The organism is Microbacterium sp. (genome assembly GCF_036277215.1).
In the GTDB taxonomy this organism is placed as follows: domain Bacteria; phylum Actinomycetota; class Actinomycetes; order Actinomycetales; family Microbacteriaceae; genus Microbacterium.
On the sequence record NZ_DASUNI010000112.1, the window covers coordinates 1 to 4,465 of the forward strand.

Annotated in this window: 6 protein-coding genes; 3 read left to right on the forward strand and 3 right to left on the reverse strand. The window is 66.8% G+C overall.

Annotated elements, in window-relative coordinates:
• Window positions 1-467: 467 nt before the first annotated feature.
• Window positions 468-848: a nitroreductase family deazaflavin-dependent oxidoreductase gene (locus VFX99_RS05795; protein ID WP_329665369.1), complete on the reverse strand. Its 381-nt coding sequence runs from the start codon at window positions 846-848 to the stop codon at window positions 468-470.
• Window positions 849-1,221: 373 nt separating this feature from the next.
• On the opposite strand from VFX99_RS05795, the gene VFX99_RS05800 reads away from it, so the two are divergent.
• The 3 genes from VFX99_RS05800 to VFX99_RS05810 all read left to right on the forward strand — a co-directional run bounded on the left by VFX99_RS05800 (window position 1,222) and on the right by VFX99_RS05810 (window position 2,705).
• Complete coding sequence (locus tag VFX99_RS05800) at window positions 1,222-2,031, forward strand: isocitrate lyase/phosphoenolpyruvate mutase family protein (RefSeq protein WP_329665370.1); 810 nt, start codon at window positions 1,222-1,224, stop codon at window positions 2,029-2,031.
• Between the two features lie 181 nt (window positions 2,032-2,212).
• Entirely contained in the window at window positions 2,213-2,545 is a 333-nt protein-coding gene (locus VFX99_RS05805) for a hypothetical protein (protein ID WP_329665371.1), read from the forward strand.
• The gene (locus VFX99_RS05810) at window positions 2,538-2,705 is read left to right on the forward strand and encodes a hypothetical protein (RefSeq protein ID WP_329665372.1); all 168 of its coding nucleotides are present in this window, start codon (window positions 2,538-2,540) and stop codon (window positions 2,703-2,705) included. Before VFX99_RS05805 ends, VFX99_RS05810 begins: the two co-directional genes overlap by 8 nt.
• 251 nt (window positions 2,706-2,956) lie before the next feature.
• Here the strand turns inward: VFX99_RS05810 and VFX99_RS05815 are convergent, their stop codons facing one another.
• Window positions 2,957-3,745, reverse strand: a complete 789-nt coding sequence (locus VFX99_RS05815; RefSeq protein ID WP_329665373.1) for a CPBP family intramembrane glutamic endopeptidase — start codon at window positions 3,743-3,745, stop codon at window positions 2,957-2,959.
• Between the two features lie 88 nt (window positions 3,746-3,833).
• Entirely contained in the window at window positions 3,834-4,310 is a 477-nt protein-coding gene (gene soxR / locus VFX99_RS05820) for a redox-sensitive transcriptional activator SoxR (RefSeq protein WP_329665374.1), read from the reverse strand.
• Window positions 4,311-4,465: the final 155 nt, after the last annotated feature.

Sequence of the window (4,465 nt, forward strand, 5' to 3'; positions counted from 1 at the left end):
TCAGAGATGGACACGAGTGAATCCTCGCCGCAACCTGGCTTGGATCGGCTCCGGACACGCAACTCCGCGGTGAGTTGTTGAACATTCGTGTGCTTCGAGGGCTGCTCCTGAACAGCTCCGGGCCTAGCTGTACCTCTCGCCCCCAAGCCGGTCGCTCAGCGTTCGTTGTTCTCGACGGCCCAGAGCTCAGGTCTCGAGAGTGTGCGGCTTGGTCACGTGCGATCCGGCCGGGAGGCTGTCATCGGCCAATGCGTACTCCTCGCGTGATGTCGCCGGTCTGTTGACCGGCTCGGACGTTCGACACGGTGGTTGCGAGAGTCGGTGCCTCATGGATCGTTGTCGTGGCGATCGCCCTCATCCCGGCAACGATCGTCATCACTCTGGCATTTGCCTTCCTGCTGTTCCTCGGGCTCAGGGAGGCTCTGCTCCTTCGCGCGGGGGTCCGCGGCCAGTGACTCGGGATGCCGTCAGGCGGCGGGCGCGGTAGCCGCAGTCAGCACGATGAGCGGACTGTGCGCGATCATGTCGTCGACATCGTCTCTGCGCCATCGGCGTGCGGCGGCCTCGATGAGGGGCCGTGCTTCGAGGGGATCGGTGACTACCCGCGCCGTGGCAGGCACGTCGGCCTCGATGCCCTTTTTCAGATGCACGACGACGTTGGGGTCGGCGGTGATGTTGTGTATCCAGTCGCGTGTGCGGTCTCGACGCGGCATCCCGGTGATGAACAGCACGCCATCCTCATCGTGCAGGAAGATCTCAATGCGGCGCGGTAGCCCGCTACGGCGACCGGTCGTCGTCAAGTCGATGAGCTGACTTCGGTGCAGGGCCGTGCCGACGTCGTTGTTCACACCTGTTGAAGCAATCTCGCTGCTGCAGACATTCCACGCGATCGGTGAAACTTCTCCTGCGCGACGCTGATGGCCAAAGCCCCCGGCAGCAAAGCCAAGACTGTCGCCAGCGGGTCGTTGAGCGCTCGATCACCGCGCTTATGCCGGTCATATACGCGTCGGTCACGCGATCGTTGACAGTGGTCCCGCCAGGGTTCCTACGTTTGCGACCCGTCTCTGCCCGGACGCTGCTCTCACCGATCTGGTCCCACACCCCCGCGCTTTCCGCAAGCGCGCGGCCGCCATGCGACGGCGCTCGGGGTAAACGACACCGTTCGTCGTATCGCGCGCTTGGTGAGAGACGGGACACTCACGAGGGTGGCAAGATCAGCCCATGAGCGCCGCGTCCTCTTCCGCGTCCCTGCTGCTCGGCCTCCACGAGAGGTCGGGCTTCGTCATCCCTAATGCCTGGGATGCCGGCTCAGCCCGCATCCTCGAACAAGTGGGCTTCCGAGCGATCGCTACGACGAGCGCCGGGATCGCGTGGTCACTGGGCGTACCGGACGGCGGAGATCTGGACCGCGACACCATGCTCGAGCACATCGCCCGAATTGCCGGGGCCGTGCGCGTGCCCGTCAGCGCCGATCTGGAAGCGGGATACGGCGACACCGCCGAACAGGTGGGCGCGACGGTGTCGCGGGCCCTCGAACTCGGCGTGGCGGGCGCCAACATCGAGGACGCCGTGCACGGAGCGTTGCTCGGTGTCGACGAGGCGGTCGATCGGGTCGCGGCCGCTCGCGCAGCTGCCCCCGCGGGCAGCTTCGTGCTCAACGCCCGCACCGACGCCTACTTCGCGGGGAGCGCGGGTGACCCTTTCCGCGAGACCGTCGATCGCGCGCTGCGCTACCTTGACGCAGGCGCCGACTGCATCTTCGTGCCGGGCGTCGTCGAAGCCGCGGAGATCCGTCGTCTCGCCCAGTCGATCCCCGGACCACTCAATATTGTGGCCGGGCTCGCCAACACAATCGACGCACACACGCTCTTCTCCTTAGGAGTCAGGCGAGTCAGCCTCGGCGGCGGCCTCGCGCGTGCGGCGTTCGGACTGCTGGAACGCGCGGGTCGCGAGCTTCTCGACGAGGGCACGCTCGACTTCCTCGACGACGCGATTTCGTACGCCGATCTCCAGAGACGATTCGCGGGGTGACGTGATCGGGGCTCAGGCGAATCCCTCTGGAGGGCGCCCGAGTCGCGCGACTGCAACTCAAGGCCCCGCCGACGCGTGAGCGGTGGTGGGGTGCCCGCAGCTCGGGCTATCAAACGTCCGCAAGCCGGTCCTCGTGCGGTCGCTGTCTGGTGTGAGTGAGCGGCCGCATTACGATCGGGCCATGACGGATGGTGAGCGGGTGAAGATCGCGTGGCCGGACGGGTGGCAACCTGAGGCGTGTGCGGCGCTCGAGCCGTACTTTGGTGCTGACACTCGCGTCGACATCCTGTGCGGCAACGATCGCGGCGGACCGCTCGCCGTATTCGGTTCGCTTCAGGGCTACACGTACCTCGAAGGTGACGGCCGCCCCATGATGCTCTGGGATCGGTCCGGGCGTCCGGACGTCTACCCGGGCCCGTTGTATCCTGGCCCGGTGCTGCGGATCAAGGAGCTGCGACCGCGACGTCGCGCACTGCCCGTGTACATGCACCCGGAGTGGTCGGCGGATGACTGACGAGTACCTTGCCTTCCTGGTTCGCACACGCGAGGCAATCGGAGCATGGGCGGAGTACGTCGATCAGCGCAACGGATACTCCGGGTCTGACACCCGTCTGGTCGAGGTCTTGCGCGAACTCGACGTGCTGATCGAGATTGAGTCTTCGCCGACAGCGTAGCAACGGGCGACTGGGAACTGGCGCCTGGCCGGTCCCTACCCGGGCGCTTATGGCGCGATCGATGACGATCGTCCGGCAGAGCGCACGACAAGCGTTCCCCGCACCTGCACTGCTGTCGCCGTTCTGGTGACCGTACCGGGGAGACGACCGGCGGGGTGCACTGATTCCGAGGCACTCCCAGCCGGCGGCTCCGGTCAAACGCCACGCCCAGAGGCGCCGTTCCGGCCAGCGCGGGACGGAGTCGGGGTCGGTCACGCCTCCCCGCGCCGGCGCCTCAGCACCAAGGCGACGGCCAGGCCCGCCACCAGCGTCACGGCCAGTCGAATCCAGTCGTGTGATGGGTCGATCAAGGCGGGCGTTGCGTTGAACGACGCATGCAGCAGCCCGACGGTGAGGAGGCTTCCGCCCGTCCACCCGTCAACGCCGGCGATGAGCAGGCGCAGACCAACGCCGGCTATGAGGAGAGAGGCGATGTTGACGAGCACGTTTCCGCCGGCGAACGCCAGCGGCAGGTGGATCGCGGCGAACAGCAGGGCGGTGAGCAGGCTGCCTCCGATGGTTCCCCACCGCACCATGGCCCGGCGCTGGAAGTAGCCGGTCCAACCGGTCTCTTCCCAGATGTTGATGATGAGCCAGCTGCTCAACAGCTGGACCGCGAACCCGCTCAGCACGGCCAGCGTGAGCGGTTGCGCGGCGCCGAGTGCCGCCGAGAAACTCCAAACCACCGCTGGCAGGCCGAGGCCAGCGACCGGCAGCCACCACCAGTGCACGGGCAGCCGTACGGCGTCGCGAAGCAGGCGTCGCACCGCGACTCCTCCGCCCTCGCGCCAGGTGAGGAGAATCGCCGGCAGCAGCAGGCCGAGGAAGTTCACGGCCAGCAGGAACACCTCCATCGGGAGATTGAGCGCGACCGCTGCTCCCAGCAGGACCCATCCTGAGAGGACGGCGACGCTGGCGTAGACGAGGAGGTTGCGCGCAGGTGCGGCGCTGTCGCTGCGCCGTGCGATGCGGTGCGGATGCTGCGGAACGGGTGTAGTCATGATTGCTCCTTTCGGTTCTCCAGACGGGTGCCCGCCCGTTATGGGAAGAACACTAAGACCTCAACTCGAGTTGAGGTCAAGAACAATCTCAGGCTGTTTCGGCGGCTTCTCTCTCGATCCACCGGCGGGGGCCGGGGCCGGACTGGGACAGCCGATCGCCGGGGTTTTGCAGAGCGCACGTCGTGAGGCTGAGGCAGCCGCAGCCGATGCAGTCGTTGAGGTCGTTGCGCAGGTGCTGGAGGTCGGCGATGCGAGCGTCGAGGTCGTCCTTCCACCGCGCTGAGAGCCGAGCCCAGTCGCGTCGCCTCGGGGTCCTCCCCTCCGGAAGCGAGTTGAGTGCGTTCCGGATCTCGGCCAGCGAGATACCGACACGCTGAGACACACGAACGAACGCGACGCGGCGCAACGTGTCCCTGGAGTACCGACGCTGGTTGCCTGCGCTGCGCTCACTGCGGATTAGGCCCTCCCGCTCATAGAAGTGCAGCGCCGAAACGCTCACCCCACTGCGCGCGGAGACCTCCCCGACGGTCAGCGGCTTCGTCTTATCGATCCAAGGCTCGGCCATTCTCGTTCCTTCCGGCGCCACCACCGTACTCAACGCGTGGCCCGCGCGACACAGGTCAGCCGCGACAAATCTCGGCGTGGATCCGATCCGTCCCGCCCGGGAGAGCTCAAGCTGCTCCGCGACCACGGTGGCGTAACGCGGACATCGACGTTCAC